Source organism: Rhodovulum kholense (assembly GCF_003053725.1).
GTDB classification, from domain to species: Bacteria; Pseudomonadota; Alphaproteobacteria; order Rhodobacterales; family Rhodobacteraceae; genus Rhodovulum; species Rhodovulum kholense.
Genome location: NZ_QAYC01000013.1, coordinates 80258 through 99679 on the forward strand (window position 1 = coordinate 80258; position 19422 = coordinate 99679).

The 19422-nt window shown below is 68.5% G+C and carries 28 protein-coding genes; 24 read left to right on the top strand and 4 right to left on the bottom strand.

Annotated elements, in window-relative coordinates; translation table 11 throughout:
- Nucleotides 1-2: 2 nt before the first annotated feature.
- Genes C8N38_RS15800 through C8N38_RS21190 form a run of 3 tightly spaced genes read right to left on the bottom strand, consistent with a single transcriptional unit; the run spans nt 3 to nt 981 of the window.
- The gene (locus C8N38_RS15800; RefSeq protein ID WP_108028119.1) at nt 3-257 is read right to left on the bottom strand and encodes a hypothetical protein; all 255 of its coding nucleotides are present in this window, start codon (nt 255-257) and stop codon (nt 3-5) included.
- Nucleotides 254-481, bottom strand: a complete 228-nt coding sequence (locus C8N38_RS15805) for a hypothetical protein (protein ID WP_108028120.1) — start codon at nt 479-481, stop codon at nt 254-256. The genes C8N38_RS15800 and C8N38_RS15805 overlap by 4 nt, the downstream gene beginning before the upstream one ends.
- Nucleotides 481-981, bottom strand: coding sequence for a hypothetical protein (locus C8N38_RS21190; RefSeq protein WP_146176296.1), 501 nt, complete (start codon nt 979-981; stop codon nt 481-483). The genes C8N38_RS15805 and C8N38_RS21190 overlap by 1 nt, the downstream gene beginning before the upstream one ends.
- Nucleotides 982-1191: 210 nt before the next feature.
- Between C8N38_RS21190 and C8N38_RS15815 the strand changes: the two genes are divergently transcribed.
- Both C8N38_RS15815 and C8N38_RS15820 read left to right on the top strand, forming a co-directional pair.
- Nucleotides 1192-1464, top strand: a complete 273-nt coding sequence (locus tag C8N38_RS15815) for a BrnT family toxin (protein ID WP_108028122.1) — start codon at nt 1192-1194, stop codon at nt 1462-1464.
- Complete coding sequence (locus tag C8N38_RS15820) at nt 1424-1666, top strand: BrnA antitoxin family protein (RefSeq protein WP_108028123.1); 243 nt, start codon at nt 1424-1426, stop codon at nt 1664-1666. Before C8N38_RS15815 ends, C8N38_RS15820 begins: the two co-directional genes overlap by 41 nt.
- Before the next feature lie 25 nt (nt 1667-1691).
- Here C8N38_RS15820 and C8N38_RS15825 read toward each other — a convergent pair whose 3' ends face one another.
- Complete coding sequence (locus tag C8N38_RS15825; protein ID WP_108028124.1) at nt 1692-2360, bottom strand: XRE family transcriptional regulator; 669 nt, start codon at nt 2358-2360, stop codon at nt 1692-1694.
- 29 nt (nt 2361-2389) lie between these two features.
- On the opposite strand from C8N38_RS15825, the gene C8N38_RS15830 reads away from it, so the two are divergent.
- From C8N38_RS15830 to C8N38_RS15935, 22 genes are all read left to right on the top strand, one after another.
- Nucleotides 2390-2629 (top strand): helix-turn-helix domain-containing protein, encoded by a 240-nt coding sequence (locus C8N38_RS15830; protein ID WP_108028125.1) that lies wholly within the window; start codon nt 2390-2392, stop codon nt 2627-2629.
- Nucleotides 2630-2750: 121 nt separating this feature from the next.
- Complete coding sequence (locus tag C8N38_RS15835) at nt 2751-3218, top strand: hypothetical protein (RefSeq protein WP_108028126.1); 468 nt, start codon at nt 2751-2753, stop codon at nt 3216-3218.
- Nucleotides 3219-3351: 133 nt separating this feature from the next.
- Nucleotides 3352-4095, top strand: coding sequence for a DNA-methyltransferase (locus tag C8N38_RS15840; protein WP_108028127.1), 744 nt, complete (start codon nt 3352-3354; stop codon nt 4093-4095).
- Entirely contained in the window at nt 4092-4376 is a 285-nt protein-coding gene (locus C8N38_RS15845; protein ID WP_108028128.1) for a hypothetical protein, read from the top strand. The genes C8N38_RS15840 and C8N38_RS15845 overlap by 4 nt, the downstream gene beginning before the upstream one ends.
- On the top strand, nt 4369-4689 hold the full coding sequence (locus C8N38_RS15850; RefSeq protein ID WP_108028129.1) for a hypothetical protein: 321 nt from the start codon (nt 4369-4371) through the stop codon (nt 4687-4689). The genes C8N38_RS15845 and C8N38_RS15850 overlap by 8 nt, the downstream gene beginning before the upstream one ends.
- Nucleotides 4690-4693: 4 nt before the next feature.
- Nucleotides 4694-5824: a DUF7146 domain-containing protein gene (locus C8N38_RS15855; protein WP_108028130.1), complete on the top strand. Its 1131-nt coding sequence runs from the start codon at nt 4694-4696 to the stop codon at nt 5822-5824.
- Nucleotides 5821-7632: a DNA primase family protein gene (locus tag C8N38_RS15860; RefSeq protein ID WP_108028131.1), complete on the top strand. Its 1812-nt coding sequence runs from the start codon at nt 5821-5823 to the stop codon at nt 7630-7632. The genes C8N38_RS15855 and C8N38_RS15860 overlap by 4 nt, the downstream gene beginning before the upstream one ends.
- Nucleotides 7632-7907, top strand: a complete 276-nt coding sequence (locus C8N38_RS15865; RefSeq protein ID WP_108028132.1) for a DUF6378 domain-containing protein — start codon at nt 7632-7634, stop codon at nt 7905-7907. Before C8N38_RS15860 ends, C8N38_RS15865 begins: the two co-directional genes overlap by 1 nt.
- A 471-nt stretch (nt 7908-8378) precedes the next feature.
- Entirely contained in the window at nt 8379-8969 is a 591-nt protein-coding gene (gene nusG / locus C8N38_RS15870; protein ID WP_158272367.1) for a transcription termination/antitermination protein NusG, read from the top strand.
- 261 nt (nt 8970-9230) lie between these two features.
- Nucleotides 9231-9482, top strand: coding sequence for a hypothetical protein (locus C8N38_RS15875; protein WP_108028134.1), 252 nt, complete (start codon nt 9231-9233; stop codon nt 9480-9482).
- A 191-nt stretch (nt 9483-9673) separates the two neighbouring features.
- Nucleotides 9674-10393 carry a hypothetical protein gene (locus C8N38_RS15880; protein ID WP_108028135.1) on the top strand — a complete coding sequence of 240 codons (720 nt, stop codon included), beginning with the start codon at nt 9674-9676 and terminating at the stop codon, nt 10391-10393.
- An 85-nt stretch (nt 10394-10478) separates the two neighbouring features.
- Nucleotides 10479-11147, top strand: coding sequence for a terminase small subunit (locus C8N38_RS15885; protein WP_245895775.1), 669 nt, complete (start codon nt 10479-10481; stop codon nt 11145-11147).
- The gene (locus tag C8N38_RS15890; RefSeq protein ID WP_108028137.1) at nt 11147-13321 is read left to right on the top strand and encodes a terminase gpA endonuclease subunit; all 2175 of its coding nucleotides are present in this window, start codon (nt 11147-11149) and stop codon (nt 13319-13321) included. Before C8N38_RS15885 ends, C8N38_RS15890 begins: the two co-directional genes overlap by 1 nt.
- Before the next feature lie 2 nt (nt 13322-13323).
- A complete protein-coding gene (locus C8N38_RS15895) occupies nt 13324-13527 on the top strand; it encodes a phage head-tail joining protein (RefSeq protein WP_108028138.1) in 204 nt (67 codons plus the stop codon).
- Complete coding sequence (locus C8N38_RS15900; protein WP_108028139.1) at nt 13527-15008, top strand: phage portal protein; 1482 nt, start codon at nt 13527-13529, stop codon at nt 15006-15008. The genes C8N38_RS15895 and C8N38_RS15900 overlap by 1 nt, the downstream gene beginning before the upstream one ends.
- Entirely contained in the window at nt 14995-17097 is a 2103-nt protein-coding gene (locus C8N38_RS15905) for a head maturation protease, ClpP-related (protein WP_108028140.1), read from the top strand. The genes C8N38_RS15900 and C8N38_RS15905 overlap by 14 nt, the downstream gene beginning before the upstream one ends.
- Nucleotides 17098-17179: 82 nt before the next feature.
- Entirely contained in the window at nt 17180-17506 is a 327-nt protein-coding gene (locus tag C8N38_RS15910; protein WP_108028141.1) for a DUF2190 family protein, read from the top strand.
- A gap of 4 nt (nt 17507-17510) precedes the next feature.
- A complete protein-coding gene (locus C8N38_RS15915; protein WP_108028142.1) occupies nt 17511-17831 on the top strand; it encodes a head-tail joining protein in 321 nt (106 codons plus the stop codon).
- A complete protein-coding gene (locus C8N38_RS15920) occupies nt 17831-18280 on the top strand; it encodes a hypothetical protein (protein WP_108028143.1) in 450 nt (149 codons plus the stop codon). Before C8N38_RS15915 ends, C8N38_RS15920 begins: the two co-directional genes overlap by 1 nt.
- Nucleotides 18281-18308: 28 nt before the next feature.
- Nucleotides 18309-18743 (top strand): phage tail tube protein, encoded by a 435-nt coding sequence (locus tag C8N38_RS15925; RefSeq protein WP_158272368.1) that lies wholly within the window; start codon nt 18309-18311, stop codon nt 18741-18743.
- 2 nt (nt 18744-18745) lie between these two features.
- Entirely contained in the window at nt 18746-19120 is a 375-nt protein-coding gene (locus C8N38_RS15930; RefSeq protein ID WP_108028145.1) for a GTA-gp10 family protein, read from the top strand.
- Between the two features lie 89 nt (nt 19121-19209).
- Complete coding sequence (locus C8N38_RS15935) at nt 19210-19422, top strand: hypothetical protein (protein WP_108028146.1); 213 nt, start codon at nt 19210-19212, stop codon at nt 19420-19422.

Consider the following 19422-nt stretch of genomic DNA (forward strand, 5'->3'; position numbering starts at 1 on the left):
TGTCATTCGAAGGGACAGAGGCGGATGGCCGCCTCCATCCAGTTGCGGGCGGCCTCGTCGCGGCCGGTGGCAGTCAGCCCGAAGAGCTGGATCTCGTAGAAGGCCGCCCGCCCGGGCAGCGCTGGGATTTCGAGCCCGTGGCGGCGAAGCGCGCCGCGGATGGCGGCGAGGCGGACCTCGGGAGCGGCGCCCTGCCATTCGGCGACGAAGGCGGACAGCGCGTCGGGTGGCGGAGCGATGGCGTCGATGAGGCTCATGCGGCACCGCCTGCCCGGGCCTGTTCGGCCAAGGCGCTGAGCGTGCTGGCGCGGCCCTGCAACCGCTCGGCCCGGGCGAAGGCGGCGCGGGCGAGCAGCGGCTTGCCGTCGCGCGCGCTCGATTTGGCGGCGACGCGGGCGGTGTTGGCCTCAGTCTGGGCCTGGGCGGCTTCGGTCGCGAGGCGGTCGGCGATCTGCGGGGCAATGGCGAGGATCGCGGCCATCAGAGGCTGGCCTCCGCGATCCGAGCCAGCGTGACGCCGCCCCAGGCCGAGCCAACGAAGAGCGCGCCGATCAGGGCGCCCAGCAGCGCGTCGCGCCAGGTGCCGAAGCCGTATGTTGCGGGAAGGTCGGGGATTTTGGGCATGCGGGGCATGAGGTCCTCCGGGTCTGGGCATGGGATGAGGGCCGACGCGCGGCCCGCACCGATGCTCAGAGACCGGCGTTCTCGCTGTCGTCGCCCTCGGCCTCGCCCGGATCGGCGGGCTCGGGATCGGCGGCCTCGACCTCCTTCGGGTCGGTGCCGGTTGGGGGCGCGGTAGTAGATGCAGCCCGGCGCGTGGGTGCGCTGGAAGGCGTTGGTGCCCGCGATGGCGGCAAAGCAGCCCGCGCCGTCGGCCGAGGGCTGGCGGATCGCCGACAGATCCTCGGTGGCGTTGATGGCGGCGAGCGCGGGCGCGGCCAGCAGGGCAAGCGCGGTGGCGGTGGTCAGGATGGTCTTCATGGATTTGTCCCTTGCTGTAGTCGGCAAGGAGAATTTACATATTGTAAATTTTATCGTCAACGCGGAAATTTACATAGCGTGAAAATATGGCGCCGAGCACTGTCCTCACCCCATCAGCGTCAGGCTGGCGGCATGCATGCCACCACGCGAGGCGAGGATTTTTGTTACTACACCATTGCGCCTCATATTTTACTGTAGTAACGATAATTCATGCGTATCGAGTTCGACCTGTCAAAGCGCAATAGCACCCTTGAGGCCAGAGGATTGGACATAGCTGCGGCGGCGGAGGTGTTCGAGGGCCCGCACATGACAGTCGAAGATGACCGCGCCGACTATGGCGAAACCCGGCTCATCACTATTGGGTTTATGTCAAGGAGAATGGTCGTTCTGGTCTGGACCGAACGCGGCGACGCACGCCGCATCATCAGCATAAGGAAAGCCAATGACCGAGAGCAAAAAGCATACGGCCCCCGATTTGAGTGACGACGCCCCCGATCTGTCCGCCCCGGAATGGCAGGAGAAATTTGCGGCCGCCAAGGTTCAGCGGGGCCGCCCAAAGGCCGAAAAGACAAAGGTCAGCACCACGATCCGCCTGAGCCCTGAGGTCATCGAGTACTTCAAGGCGGACGGCCCTGGCTGGCAGAGCCGGATTGATGAAGCGTTGCGGAAGGTGGCTGGCCTGTAACGGCCTTATCCTGTTGGCGTCGAGGTCAAATCCGCCGCGCCAGCTCTGCAGGCCAATGCAGCTTGATCGGTGCCGCCCATTTCAGTCGGACCCCATACATCACCGGCGTCTGGTCGTTGAAGCTGTGCAGGTCGAACAGCCCGGGCTCGCGGCCCTGGCGGACGACCTTCACCCAGCCCAAGCCCTCTTCGCACTCGCATACGCACCGCCTACCAACGGCCTCGCTGGGCACGCTTCCATCTGACCAGCGGGTGTAGAAAAGCAGATCCCCGGCGGAATAGACCGGCTCCATGCTGTCGCCTTCGATCTCGACGGCAACAATGTTGTGCGGCGACAGACCCGGCGGGCATTCGACCTGCGGACCGCCGCCCTTCGCGTAGGCGTCGAAGACCGGCACCCGCGCACCCGCGCCGACCTTGCCAGCTATGGCGATGGTGGTCGCGTCTTCTTCGAAAAGCTGGCTCGGCAGGACGCGAAAGATGTTCGCGGCGCTTTCAATGTAGTCCGCGTTCATCCTCCGCTTGCCCTTTTCGAGCCCGTTATAGAGCGAGACCGAGATGCCCATCATCTCAGCCATCTGCTCTTGAGTGAGCCCGCGGGCATGCCGCAGTTCTTTCAGCCTGAACCTCATCCCGAGCAGATTGCACTGCGGCACCGTAGAGGCCAGTGACACTATGTGAAAATTGGCTTCCATCCGTCTTTCACATAGTGTAAAAGTTTCGCATGAACATCACAGCACTGATCGAAAAGTCCGGGCTCTCCCGCAAGCAGGTCTGCGAACGCTCCGGCGTTTCGCGCTCTATGCTGAGCCTGATCGAGTCCGGCAAGCGGCAAGTCAGCCCTGAGCGAGCGCAGAAGCTCGCTGCGGTCCTCGGGGTGACCGTCGAAGAACTGCGGCCCGACCTGGCCGCGCTGTTCTGTGGCTCCCATCCCGCCCCCACGCCGACCGGGGACGCCGCCTGATGCCGCGCCCCCGGTCTCCCCTTCCCCTTCAAATGCACGATCAAAATGGCCTTTTTCCATGCGCCCAAGGTGAGCGCGGGGCAGGCGAACAGCAATCGAAATAGACCCGAGGTTTTTCGGTATGGCTCGCAACAATCCCCACGACAGTATCCAGGATGCGGTCTACCGCGCCTACGAGGCGGCAGGCGGCCTGAAAGCGACTTCGGGCATCCTCAACCTTGCCATGTCCACATTGTCCTCGTTCAGCGAGCCGCCCGGCAGTGGGAAGCGCTCGGGCGGCCTCGGGATAAACTATGCCCATGCGCTTTCGGACGCTCGACCCGAGGCGGCGGCCGTCTTCGCGCGCCACTTCGCGGCGCTGGCTGGAGGCGTATTCCAGCTGATCCATACCGACCCGAAGATCACCAGCCTGCTTTCCCATTGCGGCATCGTCGCGAAGGAGTGTGGCGAGGCGCAGGCCGCGCTAATCCGGGCTGCCGAAAGTGCGAGCGCCAAGAACTACGAGACGGCCGAGAAGGAGTGCGAAGAGGCACGCAATGCCGTTGATGAAGTGATCGCCATCATCCGCAAGCAACGGGGGACCGCATGACCCCCGCCCAAAGCATTCGGGGCCTTCGCCCCGTCTCCGCAGCCCGGCCGGACGCCGGGCACCTCCCTGACGACTGGCCGGGCGACCTCTCCTCCCCCTCGGGCTGCCCGGCCCTTTTCGGGAAGGTGGCGGCATGAGCATCGCGATCCACCATGGTAATTGCCTGGCGCTGCTAGATGACGTGCCGCCAGAAAGTGTTGACGCGATCATCACCGACCCGCCCTACGGGCAGACGAGCCTCGAATGGGACCGATGGGTTGATGGCTGGCCAGAGGTCATGGCCCGTGTCCTGAAACCAACGGGGTCAATTTGGGTCTTCGGCACCCTGCGGATGTTCATGGACCGTCGAGACGAGTTCTCCGGCTGGAAGTTCGCGCAAGACATCGTGTGGGAAAAGCACAACGGCTCGAGCTTTCACTCAGACCGTTTCCGGCGCGTGCATGAGCAGGCGGCGCAGTTTTACCGAGGCGAGTGGGGCTCTGTCTGGAAGGGCAAGGTCGTCACGATGGATGCCGAGCGCCGGACGGTCACGCGAAAGAAGGGCCGTCCGGCCCACATGGGTATCATCGAAGGTGCGACATACACCAGTGAGGACGGCGGCCCGAGGATCATGCGCAGCGTGATCTATGCGCGGTCTCAGCATGGCCGCACGATCCACCCGACGCAGAAGCCCGAGGCCATCGTCGAGCCTCTCATCCTGAATGCGTGCCCGCCTGGCGGGGTCGTGCTCGATCCATTTGCAGGATCGGGCACAACGGGGGCCGTCGCCGCCCGTCTTGGCCGAAGGGCGATTCTCATTGAAGGTCGCAACGACTACGTCTCCGCGCTGCGCGCGCGATTTTCCGGTGACTTGCTCTTGGCCGGGGGCACGACATGACCGCGCCCAGATCCGAATTCGTGCAGATGGGGCTGGCCATCACGGCGGCGGCGATGTCGGCACGGCAGGGGGCGCTTGGCCTGCGCGCCCAGCTGACCCTTGCGCGGGCCGCCCTCAAGACCCCCGACGCAGATTTGCGCGCGGCGGTCAGTCGGTTTCTCGACGCCCACGACCGGAACCCGACCGAAGCAGGGGAAACCTTGCTGGCGGTGATCCACGGGCGCTGCGCCGACGTGCCGGTGCGCCATGCCTGGCAGGAACGGGCCGATCTCGATGGCTGAGGCACCTCTGACCCGGGCCGATCAGGTGCTGATCGCCGCCGCCGCGGCGCTGGCCGTGCCGCCGGTGATGGACAGCGATGTGACCGCGCGGCGGATGGCGATGGCGCTCGACGTGATCCCGCATATCGACCTCAACGGCCCGACCTACGGCCTCGCCTTCGAGATCGAGGCGATGGACCGCGCCCGCCGGACCGAGGATGGCTCGGCCTTTTCCGACAGCCATTGGCGACTGCGCATGGCCGTGGCCCGCTTCTTCGAGACCCGCGCGGCGCATGCCCATGAGCGCTGGCGCCACGAGACCGGCCGAGGCTAGCGGAATGACCCCGCGCGAAGACCCCCGACTGGCCGAGGCGCGCGCGCTGCCCATCGGCGAAGTGGCCGAGCGGCTCGGCATCGCCGGGTTGAAGCCGCCGCAGGCTATCGAGCGCGTCGGCCCCTGCCCCGTTTGCGGCGGCCGCGACCGCTTCGGGATCAACACCGCCCGCAACGTCTATAACTGCCGCCATTGCGGCGGCGGCGATGCCATCGCGCTGGTCGAGCTGGTCAAGGGCTGCGATTTCCGCGCCGCGCTCGACTGGCTGATGGGCGCGCGCGAGGTCGAGATCGACCCGGCCGAGCTGGCCCGGCGCAAGGCCGCCCGAGAGAAAGACGCCCGCGAGCGGAGCAAGCAGGCCGAGGCCGCCCGCCGGAACGCCATCGCCCAGGCCCGCGCCATCTGGCAGGCCTGCCGCCCGGCCGAGGACAGCCCGGTGCGCGACTATCTCGCCCGGCGCGGCATCACCAAGGCGCTGTTGCCCGCGCTGCCCGACTGTCTGCGGTTCCACCCCGATCTGCCCTACATGGTGCCCGCCGCGGGCAACCGGGGCAGCTGGCGCGAGATCCATCGCGGCCCGGCCATGGTCGCCCTGGTGCAGGCGCCGGGCGGCCGGGGCAGCGGCATTCACCGCACCTGGCTCGATCTCGGCCAGCCCAAGGGCAAGGCGGTGATCACCCATGACGGCGAGACCCTCGCCGCCAAGAAGACGCTGGGCTCGGTCAAGGGCGGCGCGATCCGGCTGGCGCGCTCGCAAGGTACCCGGGCGATGGTGGTCGGCGAAGGGATCGAGACCACGCTGACCGCGCTGGTCGCGGGCGGGCTGCCGGGGGCCGCCTATTGGGCCGGGATCTCGCTTGGCAACATGGCGGGCCGCCGGATCACCCGCGGCAAGGGCATGCGCTATGCCGGCATGCCCGATCTCGACGATCTTCAGGCCTGGCTGCCGCCCGCGGGCGTCGAGCATCTGGTCTTCATCCAGGACGGCGATTCCGACCCGCGCAGCACCCGCGCGCAGCTCCTTTCGGGGCTGCGCCGGGCGCGCGCCCGGGTGCCGTCCGTCCAGCGGATCTCCATCGTCCATGCGGGCGAGGGCCGCGATCTGAACGACGTGCTGATGGGGGACGACACATGACAGACGATCCGCTCGACCGGGTCCGCGGCGCCTTCGCCGCGGCCGACGATGTCGACATGGGCGACATGCCCGAGCCGGACGCCCCCGAGGCCCCCGAGACCGAGGACCGGGGCGGCGCGGAACCCCCGCACCCCCCTGAGGGTGGCACTCCCGACGATCCTCTCGGGCCGGTCCGGGCTGCGGCCGAACAGCCGCTGAACGACTATGGCAACGGCCAGCGCTTCTGCATCCATTTCGGCGAGGATCTGACCTTCGTGCCCCGGGTCGGCTGGTTCGTCTGGACCGGCACCCATTGGGAAAAGGACCCCGACGAGCTGGCCGTGCGGCGCAAGGCCCAGCGGATCTGGGCGCTGATCGAGCAGGAGGTCGAGTTCCTGGAACCGACCAAGGCCGAAAAGAAGGTGATCGCCGAGGAGCGCCGCCTGCGCGAGCGCGCGAATGCCCTGGAGAACCTCCCCGAGGCCGAGCGCGCCGAGGATCACGACGACGAACTCGGCACCATCCGCGCCCGACTGAAATCCATCGAGGCGATCCTGAAGGACCGCAAATCGCTGATCGGCCGCCGCCTGACCCATGCCAAGAACGCCGGGAACAGCGGCCCCATCGGCAACATGATCGACCAGGCCCAGCCCGCGCTCGCCCGCGCCTATGAGGATCTCGACGCCGATCCGCTGACCATCAACACCCTCTCGGGCACGCTCCGTTTCTCGGCCATCGGGGCCGAGGGCATGTCGCCCGTGGCCGAGATGCGCGTCCAGTCCGACCACCTGCGCGAGGACCTGCTGTCGAAGATCATGCCGGTCGCCTATGACCGCGCCGCGAAAGCCCCCCGCTGGGACGCCTTCCTCGAGGAGATCCTGCCCGACGCCACCGTGCGCGAGTTCGTCCAGCGCTGGATGGGCCTCTCGATGACCGGGATCAAGATGCAGCGGCTCGCCTTCTTCTATGGCGGCGGCGCCAACGGCAAATCGGTGCTGGTCGACACCATCGCCCGGGTGCTGGGCCCCTATGCCGCCACCGCCCGGATCGAGTCGCTGACCGGCACCAACCGGCGCGGCGGGGGCGATGCCACGCCCGACCTGATCCCGCTGATGGGCGCGCGCTTCGTGCGCACCTCGGAACCCGACGAGGGCCAGCGCCTGCAGGAAGGCCTGATCAAGGAACTGACCGGCGGCGAGCCCCTGATGATCCGGGCGCTGCACAGCGATTTCCTGGAATTCTCGCCGTATTTCAAGCTGACCATGAGCGGCAACCACAAGCCCGAGATCCGCGGCACCGACGACGGGATCTGGCGCCGGGTGCTGCTGGTGCCGTTCGACGTGCAGATCCCCGAGGACCGCCGCGACCCGGACCTGGCCAACAAGCTCTGGGAGGAGGCGCCGGGCATCCTGAACTGGCTGATCGGCGGGCTGACCGATTTCCTCGAAGGCGGCCTCCGCCCGCCCGACCGGGTGCTGGAGGCCACGGCCGAATACCGCGAGGAAAGCGACCCGGTGGGCGCCTTCCTCACCGACTGCGCCATCGTCACCGGCGCCGAGGATGATTTCATCCATTCCCGCGACCTGATCGAGGCCTTCAACTTCTGGCTGGAGGATCGCGGCGAGACCCGATGGGGCGGGCGGACGGTCTCGAACCGGCTCAAGCAGAAGGCCAGCCGCTGGCGCCATCCCCAGACCGGCAAGAGCTTCATCCCCGGCAAGCGCGGGGCAACGGGCTATCGCGGCATTCGCCTCACCGACGAGTTCAGGGCGCGGATGGCCGAACGCCTCTCGAATGGCGCAGGCGCCCCCGTCGACGAGCCGTTCTGATGGACCGGTCCGCCCTCCTGCAAGCCGCTCGCCAGGCCGTCGTCGTGGATCGGGCCGCGACCCACGGCCGCCTCACGGACACGTTCGGCGCCATCGCACGGCTCTGGTCGGCGCGGCTGGGGGTGGAGATCACGCCCGATCAGGTGGCGATCCTGCTGATCGACCTGAAGACGGCACGCGCCTGGACCAATCCGGGCCATGCCGACAGCTGGATCGACATGGCGGGCTATGCCGCCTGCGGCGGGGAACTGGCCGGAGGCGGCGCCGATGGCTGACCCCCGCACCCCCTTGTCCATGCCTTCGGGTCGGCAGGCCCCGCGCGCCCCGCGCAAATCAGGGCCCGAAGGGCCGGAAACCAGCGCGGAGGGTCCGAGTTTGGGCGCCATGAGGGGTGCGGGGGATGGCGCCTTATCAACGGCTTACGCGGCAAATCGGGGCTTGAAGGGCCTGAGGGGCCGGAAAATGCGGGGTTCGCGCGTGCGCGCGAGATAGAGGGCAGCGACATGAGAGAATCCATTCTTGCGCGTACCTTTGATTTTCAAGCCCCTCGGGCCCTTCAAGCCCTGAGAGAAGAAAATAGGCTATCGAAGTCAGAGGGTTATGAGACGGAAGGCAGCGAAGGAGCCGCCGTAGTCTCGGGCCCTGATGGGGCGGTGTCAGGCCCTTCGGGCCCTGCCCTCGAAATCCAAGAAACAGGATATTGCGCCATGTTCGGCGCGGAACACAAAATGCAGGAGGCGACAGAGATGAGGCACTATCGGATCGGGCAGACGGTCCCGCACAATGGCGGGCAGATCGTGGCGGCCCCGCTCGGCACGGTGGCATGGTATATCCTCGTGACCGCGCCCCAGCAGGAGTTCGCCGTGTCGGCCTGGCTCACCCGGTCGGGCGCTGTCGAATGCTGGTTGCCGACCGAGGAGGCCTGGCGCCGGGTGCGCGGGCCGCGACGCAAGCTGTCCTATCTTCGCCGCCTCGCGCCGGGCTATGTGTTCCTCGCCGTCGACCGCGCGCCGCTCTGGCACGTCATCCGCGACGGGTCTCTGGGCCGCATCCGCGGCGTGGTCTGCCAGGACGGCGAGCCGCTGGAGGTTCCCGAGGCCGCGCTAGCGCGCATGCGGCGCGTGCCCGCCCGCATCGCCGAAATTCGCGAGCGCGCCCGCCAGGAGAGGATCATCCGTCCCGGCGACCGTGCGGAGATCGCGACCGGCCCGCTCGCCGGTTGGACGGTGGATGTGGCGAGACTGGATCGCGGGATCGCGCATTTCGTGCTGCCGCTCTTGGGCGGGCGCGAGGCCAGCGCGCCGGTGGAAGCGCTGGTCAAGCAGGCGGTTGCGTGAGGCGGGACCATGTGTTATCTGCGTTGGTTAATCCTCGTGAGTAGCCCGGAGGGGTCGATAAGCGTGGGAGATGGCCTCGCCGCCAGCCAATAGGCCCCCGGCGAGCGCAACGGCGAAGCTATGGCGCCTAGGCACGATGCCCGGGCGCTTTTCATTTGCTGAAACATCCTTCCTTCGATCAGCCCGCGAAGATTGCCTGCCGCTTTTCGGCGACGCGCCGTGCCCTGCCCGCGCTTGACACATCGAAAATGGAACCGACCGATGATTGGTGCCGCCATCTTCTCGGCCATCTGTGGGATATCTTTGCTGATCGTCTGTTCTTGGCTGGCCATGTCGCGCGCCCATCGCAAGCGCGTCGCCGAAATGGACCATGAATGGGCCAATGGTGGCTGCGGCTGCGGCGGTTTCGCGGGCGACCTGCGCGCGACCATAGTCGTCACGCCGCCCTTGAGTGTCGCGCAGCAGCGCGATCTTTTGGCCGCCATCGCGGACCTGCACCATAGAAACAAGTGACAGGACTCACGCATGACTTCCAGCACATGCGAATGCGGCGGCCCGATGGTTCTGGTGAGGCGCCATATTTTCAGCCGCCAATGGCGCGAGGAGTGCGCCTGTGGCCGCTGCGGCCCATGGCGGATCATCGTAAAGCCGCATGTGCCTGGCGGCAGACGGCAGCCTGAGCGGCGCAGGCCGGGAGGGGCGGCATGAACCGTTCGACCGGGATCGTCCCGACCGACCTTCGCAAACTGGCGGCCACGCTCCGGGATGTCGAGCGCAAGCAACTGCCCTATGCCGCCATGCTGGCGCTGAACGCCACCGGTGAGGCGGTGCTGGACGAGAACAAGACGCTGATGCAGCGGGTCTTCGACCGGCCGACGCGCTGGACGCTCAATGCGTTCTTCCTGCGGCGCGCGACCAAGCGGAGCCTTGAGGCGACGGTCGAGAGGAAGGACGCGCCGCGCGGGCGGCACTATCTGGAAGTCGAGGAACAGGGCGGGCCGCGCCCGAAGACCGGGATCGAGCGGCTGATCATCGGCAACGTCGCCACCGAACAGCATATCGAGGCGGTGGTCCCGGCGCGGGGCGCGAAGCTCAACGCCTTCGGCAACCTGCCCGCCGGTCAGATCCAGCGGGCGCTGTCCAATATCGGGGCGCAGCAGGACCGCGCCCAGAACAGCACCGACCGCTCGCGCAAGCGCAGCCGGGGGGCGGCGCAGTATTTCGTGCCGAAGCCCGGGCAGCTCTCGCCCGGGGTGTGGAAACGGCAGGGCAGCCGGATCTCCAAGTTCCTGTCCTTCACCGACGCCTCGCCCCGCTATGCCCCGCGCTTCGACATGCAGGGCCATGGCCGGGCGGTCGCGGTGCGCGAGCTGCCGGGCCGGATGCGCGCCGCGCTGAAGAAGGCCCTGTCCACGGCCAGATGAGCGCGGGTCCTTCCCGGAGGGGGATCGCACGGGGGTAATTCGCACCCCGGTCCTTTCGCATGCGTCCGGCGCGTTCGGACTGCAGATGAGGGTTGTTGTTGTCATGCCAGAGGTCGACACGGCAGATCTGCGGCGCCGCTACCCCCTGCCCGAGGGGGTGGAAGACGCCCCGATGAACCGCGCGCAGATCGCCCGCGCGCTCAATGTCAGCGACAACACGATCACCAAGTGGATCGCGCAGGGCCTGCCGGTGCTGGAGGAAGGCGGGAACGGGCGGGAATACGCCTTTTCGCCGGCCGATTGCTATGCCTGGCGGATGCATCGCGATGCCGAGGCGCGGGCGGCGAAGTCGGCGGCCGACACCGCGGCGGCCCAGCTTGCCATGGCGTTCCGCAACCTCGACGAGGACGACGCCAATGCCGCGGCCGGGCTGACGGCCCGGCAGATCGCCGAAGAGGCGGAGGCGGATTACAAGTATCAGCGGGCGGCCGAACAGCGCGGCGAGCTGACCCGCACCGCGCGCGTGCGCGACCTTTTCGAGGACATGCTGGTCGAGTTCCGGCGCACGGTCACGACCCTGGTCGACTATTGCGAGATGGAGTTCTCGCTCGATCCCGAAGAGACCGCCAAGCTGGAAACCCGCTGCGACGGCGCCCTGGTGCGGGCGCGGAGCAATCTGGAAATCGCGATTGGACGCGGGGCGGCAGAGACCGTTCCGCTGCGCGGTGCCCAGCAGAACGATCTGGGCCTCTGATGGTGGTGATCCCCGACAGCCGGATGGGCACGGTGCGCCGCTTCGCGCCGCTGCCGCCGCTGACCACGCCCGAGGAGATCCTGGCCGACGCGCTGCCGATGCTCGACCCGCCAAGCCGCCTGACGGTGACCGAGGCCGCCGAACGCTACATCAACGTCCAGGTTCAGGGCGCCTGGCAGGGCTTCGACCGCACGGTGACGCCCTACATGGTCGAACCCTCGGACGTGACGCAGTCGCGGCTCTTCAAGGTGGTGGCCTTCATGGGGCCCTCGCAAAGCGGTAAGACGATGATGCTGCAGACCGTGTCGCTGCACGCGGTGACCTGCGATCAGAACCCCACCCTGATCGTTCACATGTCCCGGCCCGAGCGGGACAAATGGGTCGAGGAGAAGCTTAACCAGCTGATCTACAACAGCCCCGAGGTCTATGGACGCCTCGGCCGGGGCCGCGACGATGACACGTTCAGCCGCAAACGGTTCCGCGGCATGCGCCTGCTGATCGGCTATCCGACGCCGCAGGTTCTGTCGGGCGGCACCTACAAGACCGTGCTGCTGACCGATCTCGATCACATGCCGCTGGTGCTGGGCGGCAAGGACAACCCCGAGGGCTCGCCGGTCAGGATGGCGGTGCAGCGGATCAAGAGCTACCTCTCGCGGGGGTGCGTCCTGGCGGAATCCTCGCCCGCCTTCCCGGTCACCGACCCGAGCTGGCAACCCGATCCGGCCGCGCCCCATCTCCTGCCGCCGGTCAAGGGCGGGATCGCCCGGCTCTACAATGACGGGACGCGCGCGCGGCTCTATTGGGAATGCCCCGATTGCGGCGAGGAGTTCGAGCCCCGCTTCGACCGGCTGCGCTATGACGACAGCCTCGAGCCCGGCGCGGCCGGGGCCGGGGCCGAGATGGAATGCCCCCATTGCGGCACGCTGATCGCGCACCGCCACAAGATGGAACTGAACCGGGCCATCCTGAAGGATCGCGGCGGCTGGCGTCATGAGGGCCCCGAGGGCCAGCTGCTGGCGCTTGGCGATGCCGGGATGAAGAAGACCGACATCGCGAGCTATGCGCTGAACGGGGCGGCGGCGACCTTCGCCAGCTGGCGCAACCTCGTGATGCAATACGAGACCGCGCGGCGCCAGGCGGATCTGCTGGGCGACGAGACCGACCTGGCCACGACCTTCTATACCGAGATCGGGCTGCCCTATTGCCCGCGGAAGGCGGGCGCCGAAGACGAGATCGGGGCCGATTTCCTGCGCGCCCATGCCCAGGACACGCCCCGCGGCGTGGCGCCGTCCTGGACCCGCTTCATCACCGTGTCGGTCGATGTGCAGGGCACGTATTTCGCGGTGCAGGCAACCGCTTGGAGCGAGACCGGCACCGCGCAGATCGTCGACCGCTTCGAGCTCTCCGCGCCTCCCGACGGGGCCGAACGGGTGCTCGACCCGGCGAAGCTTCCGGGCGACTGGTCGGTGCTGCTGCCGCTCGGCCGCCGGGTCTGGCCGGTCGAGGGCGCGGAGTACGGACTGCGCGCGCTGGCGCTGGCCATCGACTATCAGGGGCGGCCGGGCGTGTCGGACAATGCCGAGGCCTTCTGGCGCGCCCGGCGCAAGACCGGCGAGGCCGGGCGCTGGTTCATCACCCGCGGCCATGGCGGTTTCCAGCATGGCAGCCGGATCTGGTACGCGAGCCCCGAGCGCAAGTCGGGCGGCGGCAAGGGGCGGAACATCAAGCTTCTGAACATGGCCACCGACCGGCTGAAGGACACGGTTTTCGCCATGCTGGGCCGGGTCGAGACCGGCACCGGCGCGCTCTTCGCGGGCAACTGGATGACCGGGGAACAGATCGCCGAGCTGGTGGCCGAGGAACGGCTCGCCAAGGGCTGGGAGAAGAAGCCCGGGCAAGTGCGCAACGAGACGCTGGACCTGTCGGTGCAGGCCCGCGCGCTGGCCGAACACAAGGGGCTGCTGCGCCTCGCCCCGGGCGCGCTGCCCGATTGGGCGGTCGGCGGCCTGGAAAACCCCAATGCGGTGCCGATGGCCCAGGCAAAGGCACAAGCCCTGGCGGACGGGACCGACCCGACGCCGGGCGCGGCCCCGTCTCCCGAGGCACCTCCCGAGGTGCCCGTGCCGCGCCCCAGACAGACGGCCCCGCGCCGGATCAACTTCCTCAAGAGGTAAGCATGGCTCACACGCAAGAAGAGCTCGACGCGCTGAAGGCAGCCTTCGCGCGGGGCGTCACCCGTGTCCGGTTCAATGGCGAAGAAGTGCAATATGACAGCGCCACCGCGCTCCTGAAGCGGATCCGGATCATCGAGGCGGATCTGGCCGGGCATGGCGCGGGCGGGATCAGCGTCAGCTATCCCCGCACCCTGCGAGGCCTCTGATGCGCTGGCTCGACCGGGCGATCCTGTCGCTGGCACCGCAGGCGGGGCTGGCCCGCATCCAGGCCAAGGCCCGGGCGCAGGTCCTGATGAACTATGACGCGGCCTCGAAGGGGCGGCGCACCTATGGCTGGAAGGCCCCGGCGACGGCGGCGGATGCGGCAGGCGCCAACCGGGCCCAGCTGCGCCAGCTGAGCCGGGACATGATCCGCAACCGGTCCCTCGCGGCGCGCGGCCAGGCCGTGGTCACCGGCAACGTGGTCGGCACCGGGATCATGCCCTCGGTCCGGATGGAGGGCGACGCGGACGGCACGGCGGCGATGGACCTCCTGCGGGCCCATCTGCTGACCCCCGCCATCGATGCCTACGGCATCCACGCGCTACCGGGCCTGCAATGGCAGGTGATGAACGCGGTCTTCTCGGACGGCGAGGTGCTGGTGCGCCGCCGGGCGCGCAACCTGGACCTCGACCCCGACCTGGTCCTGCCCTTCCAGATCCAGGTGATGGAGGCCGACCACCTCGATCTCTCGATCACCAGCCACGGCAGGAACGAGGTGATCGAGGGTATCGAATACGGGCCGACCGGCCGGGTCGAGGCCTATCACCTCTTCGACCAGCATCCCGGCGCGACCCACAGGATCACCTCGGGGCGGTTCCAGAGTACCCGGGTGCTGGCCCGGCAGATCCTGCATATCCGCCGCACCGAACGGCCCGGGCAGATGCGCGGCGTGCCCTGGCTTGCGCCGGTGATGATGACGGTGGGCGAGCTGTCGGACTATCAGGAATCGCAGATCCTCAAGCAGCGGATCGCCTCGCTGCTGGCCTTCTTCGTCGAGGCCTCGGCCGATGGCGAGGTCTATGCGGGTACAGAGATCGAGCGGCTCGAACCCGGCGCGGTGATCGGGCTGAAGGAGGGCCAGAAGGTCACGCCTTCCGAACCGCCCGCCGTCGACGGCTATGCGGATTTCATGCGCGAGGGCGTGCGCAGCATCGCGACCGGGCTCGGGCTGACCTACGAATCCTTCGGCGATCTGACCGGGGTGAACTTCAGCTCGGGGCGCATGGGCCGGATCGAGATGGATCGCTTCATCCAGGTCTGGCAGCAGCAGATCATGATCGGCCAGTTCTGCCAGGGCGTCGGGCGCTGGACGCTGGAGGCCTGGCAGATGGCCCGCGCGTCATATGGCCTGCCGCCGGTGCCGCGCGCGCTGGAATGGACCGCGCCCCGGCGCCCGATGATTGACCCCGGCAAGGAGATCGAGGCGGCGGTGAAGGAGATCGAGGCCGGTCTCAACAGCCGCCAGCGCAAGCAGCGCGAGATGGGGCTCGACCCCGACGTGATCGCCCGCGAACGCGCCGAGGACGCCGCGCGCGACCCGGCGCCCAGCCCTGCGCCGCCTCCTGCAAACGGGCCGAAGGCGCCCGCCATTCCCGACGCATCCGACACCACAGACGAAGAGGACACTGCCAATGGAGGGGTCTGACCTGATCCTGAACGGCGAGATCATCCTGGAGGGGGATGTTCTGCCGCACGAGTTCTGCAGCTACATGGATGGCGGGTGCTTTTCCGCCCGGATGGTCCGCGAGGCCCTGTCCCGGTTCGACGGCGCGGTCGCGATCCGGGTCAACTCGGCCGGTGGCAGCCCCTATGAGGGCGAGGCGATCCGCGCCGCCATCGAGGCCCATCCCGGGCAGGTGACGGTGATCGTCGGTGGCGTCGCGGCCTCGGCCGCCTCGCTGATGATCATGTCGGCCGACCGGATCGAGATGACGGCCGGATCGTTCCTGATGATCCACAACCCGAGCCGCTGCCTCTGCGGAACCGCCAGCGAGCTTCGCAAGGAAGCCGACGAGCTCGACAAGCTCGCCCGCGTCTATGCCTCGGTCTACGCCGCCCGCTCCGGCCGCGCGGTCGAGGACGTCATGCGGATGATGGACGAAGAGACGTATTTCGGGCCGGAGGACGCCGTCGCGGCAGGCTTTGCCGATGCCGTCAGCGGCGCCGCGCCCGAGATCGCCCCCGAACTTGCTGCCGTCATGTCCGCCCATCGCGGGGCGCTGTCGCGCCTGCAGATGTGCGCCCGCAGCTTTGCGGCCGAGGGCCATCCCGCCCCGACCCCCGCTCTATCCCAGGCCGATCCGGCCGCAACCGAGGAGATCCAGACCATGACCACGCCCAACCCCGCGGCCGAACCGACCGCATCCCCGGCCCCCGCCCAGCCCCCCGCGCAAACGCAGACGCCGCCGACCACGATGCAGGCCGATGCCGAGGCCATTGCCGCGCGCGCGGTGCTGGCCGAACGCGACCGCGCGCGCGGCATCCGCACCATGGCCGAACCTTTCATGCGCGCGGGCCAGCTGAGCCAGGCCCAGATCGATGCGGTGATCGACGAGGGTGTGTCGCTGGCCTCGGCTGGCAATCGCCTGATGGCGGTGATGGCGGCGGCCGAACCCCCGATCCCGGCCGGGGGCGCCGGGGCGGCGCGGATCACCCGCGACGAGACCGACACCCAGATCGAAGGGCTGGTCGCCGCGATGATGCGCGACTATTCGGGCCCGGGCCAGCAGTTCCGGGGCATGCGCCTGAGCGGGCTCGCGATGCACCTGGCCGGACCCGGCACCCATTACGACCGCACCCGCGCCGTCGCCCAGGGCTTCCGCTCGACCCGCATGATGGGCGGGGCCCACGGGATCAGCGATTTTGCCTATATCACCACCGAGGTGATGAACCGCTCGCTGATCGCGGAATATGACCGGCGCGGCGCGGGCTGGGACATCGTCACCGGCCCGCCGCTGACCGCCTCGGACTTCCGCGAGATCCACGCGGTGCGTTTCGGCGGCGACTTCCAGCTCAAGAACGTCCAGGAGAATGGCGAATATCAGGAGGCGCGGCTCGAGGACCAGGCCGAGGGGCTGAAGGTCGAGCGCCGCGGCCGCACCATCACCCTGTCCTTCGAGGCGGTGATCAACGACGACATGGGCGCTTTCCTGCGGATCCCGCGCGAGTTCGCGATGGCCGCGCGGGTCATGGAAAGCTCGATGGTCTGGGGGCTGATCCGCACCAACGCGAAGACCAAGTCGGATGGCAAGGCACTCTTCCATGCCGACCACAAGAACCTCGCCGCGGCGGCGGGGCCGATCTCGGTCGAGACCATCGGCGCGGGGCGCAAGGCGATGTGGGAACAGACCGCATTCGGCTCGAAGGATGCCGAGGACTTCCTGCAGGTGGTGGCCGACCGGCTGATCGTGCCGCCTGCGCTGGAGACCGTCGCGCTACAGTTCACGACCGCCACGACCCCGGTGAAGGACGCCGAGACCAACCCCTACAAGGGCACGCTGACGCCCGCCGTGGTCCCGAACCTCGGGGCGGCGGCCGGGGGCTCGGATACCGCCTGGTATCTGATCAGTTCCGACCTGCCGCCCGTGAGCGTGGCCTGGCTCGACGGCTACGAGTCCCCGACGGTCCAGACCCTGGAGGGCATGAACCCCGACAAGGTCACCATGAACGCCCGCCACATCTTCGGCGTGGCGGCCACCGAACACCGCGGCGCCTACCGGAACGCCGGACAGTAACCGCCCCTTCCCGGCGCGGGCGGATCGTCCCGCCCGCCAGACCCTTCCCGCCGCCTTGCGGCAGATCCCAGAGGTGATCCCCATGAAGAACTTTCTTTCCCACGGCGAGGCCGTCACGCTTCCCGCCCCGGCCGATCTTGTCTCCGGTGCGGGCGTGCTGGTCGGCACGATCTTCGGCGTGGCCCAGGCCGATGCGGCCAGCGGCGCGCCGGTGGTTCTTGTCCGCCGCGGCCTCTTCACGCTGCCGAAGACGGCGGCGCAGGCCTGGACCCCGGGCGCCAAGGTCTATTGGGACGGTGCGCAATGCACCACCGTGGCCTCGGGCAACACGCTGATCGGCGCCGCCGCGGCGGCGGCCGCCAACCCATCCGAGACCGGGACCGTCCTTCTCGACGGCACGATCCGGTAGCGCCATGGCCAGCGTGTTCGACGGCATGGGCGCGCTGCTGACCGGCGCGCTTGGCGCGCCCGTCACGGTCGCCCCGCCCGGAGAGGCGCCGCGCCAGATCCGGGCGCTCTTCCGGGACGCGGACAGCGCGGTCCTGACCGAGGCCGGGGTCGAGGTGCTGAACGCGGTCCCGACCCTGCAGGCCGCCCGCGACCGCGTGGCCGGGCTCTGCCCCGGGGGCCGCGTGATCCTGGCCGACGGGCGCGCCTTCGTGGCGCTCGCGCCCATGGATGGCGGCAATCCCGATCCGGGCGGCATTGTCACGATCCAGCTGGAGGAGGCGTGATGTTTGCCAGCAAGGCCATCCGCCACGCCATTGCCGACCTGCTGGAGGCGGCGGACATCGCCGTCGACACGCCCGCGCGGCGTCTGCCGGTCACGATCTTGCGCTCGCCCCCGTCCGGGGGCTGGGTGAAGGACGACGCCCTGCCCGGCATCTACATGTATCTCCGGCGCGAAGAGATCCGCCCGGCGACCATGACCCGCTCGGCGCGGACCATCACCATGGACCTGATCCTCGAGGCCCGGGGCGCCGACGCCGAAGACCAGCTCGACGACATGCAACTCGCTGTCGAGCGCACCATCGCGGCCAGCGCCAATCTCGGCGGGCTGGTGATGGAGATCCGGCCCGTTGATGCCGAGATCCATATCGAACGCGGCAGCGCCATCTTCGGCGCCCGCCGCCTGTCCTGGTCGGTTCGCGTCGAGGTGCCGCGCTCCGACCCGTCGCTCTGACAATCCCCACAGTTCCAGGAGACAGACCATGCCCGAGAGCCAGGCCTTGATGGCCTATGATATCGGATTCGCGATCCATGACGGCGAAGATCCCGGCACGTTCGAAGAGCTTGCCGAGGTCAACGAGGTCACGCCGCCGAACCAGCAGGCCGACGATATCGACGTCACCCATCAGAAGAGCCCGAACAAGACCCGCGAATACATCGCCGGAATGATCGAGCCCGGCGAGATGACGCTCTCGCTCAACTGGATCCCCGGCGGGCCGACTGACATCACCATCCAGGCGCTCAAGGTGTCGGGCGCCCGCCGCCAGATGCGGATCACCTGGCCCAACGGCATCACCTGGACATTCACCGGCTATATCAAGGGCTTCGAACCGTCCTCGCAGCTCGGCGACAAGATGACCGGCACGGTGACGATCAAGGTGGCCGGGTCGACGGCGATCTCTGGCGCGGGGGACTGACCATGGCAAACCGCGAACGGGGCGAGGTCGGGGCGCAGTTCCGGGGCGAGGACATAGCCCTGGTGCTGGATTTCAACGCGATCTGTGCGCTTGAGGAACATTACGACGAGGATATCGACAGCGTGCTGGCGCGCCTCGACAGCGCCAAGGGTCAGCGCCGCGTGCGCGCCCGCGACCTGCGCCGGGTGGTGCTGGAGCTCATGCGGGCCTCGCGCCCCGGCGCGACCGAGGCCGATGCGGGCGATTTCATCACCGAGATCGGGCTCGCGCGCCTGCCCGATCTGCTCTCCCGCGTCATTGCCGCCAGCCGGATGGTGGATGCGGCCCCGGCTTCGGAGGCGCGCGACCCGCGCCCCCCGGAGACGGGCGCCGCGTAGCCTGGGCGGATCTGCTCGAAGACTACACGGCGGCCGGGTTCGACCCGGACGGGTTCTGGCGCCTGACAGAGCGCGAATATGCAGTGCGGATGCGCGGCGCCGCGCGCGCCGCGACCCGCGAGGCCAGCCAGCAGCGCTGGCTGGTCTGGCACCTGGCCGCGCTGATGCGCGCAAGCAAGCTGCCGAATTTCGAGAAGTTCGTCGGCCGGCCGACCGCACGTCGGCGTCAGTCTCCCCAGGAAATGCTGACAATGGCGCGGATCTGGCACGCAACCCTGCAGGGGATCGGAAAAGATGATTGA